The following is a 1,231-nucleotide window of genomic DNA, read 5'->3' on the forward strand; positions in this document are numbered from 1 at the left end:
CCCGTGCGTGGAGCCCTCGCTGGCTCACGTCTTCATCGAGAACCGGCCGCGTCTGCGGCGCATCGCGCAGGGCATCGTCCGCACGCCCGAGCAGGCGGACGATGTGCTGCAGGACGCCTACCTGAAGCTGATCCACGGCGAGTCGCCGCGGCAGGCCGACCGGCCGCTGTGCTACTGCAGCCGGGTGGTGCGCAACCTGGCCCTGGACTACTGCCGCAAGCACAGCGTCGAGGCGAACTACCGCTGCTTCGACGTGGAGGCCGATGAGTTGGACATTCCCGACACCGCGTCACCCGAGCAACAGATGCGCGACAAGCAGGTGATCTGCTCGATCGACCGGGCGCTGGCGGGCGTGCCGGCGCAGACGCGGCAGGCCTTCGAGCTCTACCGCCTCGAGGGCCTGACGCAGCGCGAGATCGCCAAGCGCATGGGCTGCGCGCTGGGCCTGGTGAACGCCTGGATCGCCGACGCCGCGCGCGCGATCGCGGGCTGCCGGCACCTGCTGGCCGACGACTGACGCGCGTCGCGCGCCCGTCGCTCGCCGCAAGCGCGCCCGGCGCGCGCCGCGATGCGTCCCTGGAGTAAGCTCCCGCGCCTGGGGCCGACCGGCCCCAGGTCTTTCACTCCGGGTCACGCCGCCGCCAACCCACCATGACACAAGAGCAGGACGATCCCGTCTGGCAAGCCGCCTGGACGTGGGTGCAACGCGAGTTCGACCGTGCGCGCTTCGACGCCGCCGCCCGGCTCGAACTCGAACGCTGGCTGGCCGAGGATCCCGCGCATCGCCGCGCCCATCGGCAGGCGGCGCGGCTCTGGGACCTCGCGGGGCAGGTGCCCGCGCGCGCCCCGCGCGGCGACGGCACCGCCGCGACCGCGCCGCCCGAGCCCTGCGACTGACCCGGGAGGGTCGGCGCGGGCGCCATGAACATCTCCCGCGCTGAAACGTCTTCACAGGACAAGCCGCCATCTCCGGATCGACCGGAGGGCGCCGGCATCACCCATCCTGCAAGAGGCGTTTCCATGTCCACCAGCTGCTTCGATCGCGAAGACGACACCTTCATCGTTCTCGTCAACCACGAAGACCAGTACTCCATCTGGCCGCATTGGAAGGCGGTCCCCGGCGGCTGGTCCGTGGTGCCGGACGTTCGCGGCGACAAGAAGACGGTGCTGGCCTTCGTGGATCGCACCTGGACCGACATGCGTCCGAAGTCGCTGCGCGAGTGGATGGCGC

3 protein-coding genes are annotated in these 1,231 nt (G+C 71.1%); all 3 read left to right on the forward strand.

What is annotated here, in order from left to right:
* Nucleotides 1–7 precede the first annotated feature (7 nt).
* Entirely contained in the window at nucleotides 8–517 is a 510-nt protein-coding gene (locus tag FUT87_RS26015; RefSeq protein WP_147242856.1) for a sigma-70 family RNA polymerase sigma factor, read from the forward strand.
* Between the two features lie 134 nt (nucleotides 518–651).
* A complete protein-coding gene (locus FUT87_RS26020) occupies nucleotides 652–897 on the forward strand; it encodes a DUF4880 domain-containing protein (protein ID WP_147242855.1) in 246 nt (81 codons plus the stop codon).
* Between the two features lie 123 nt (nucleotides 898–1,020).
* A partial coding sequence (locus tag FUT87_RS26025) for an MbtH family NRPS accessory protein (RefSeq protein ID WP_147242857.1) occupies nucleotides 1,021–1,231 on the forward strand: 211 nt, incomplete at its 3' end.

The organism is Mitsuaria sp. TWR114, assembly GCF_007997345.1.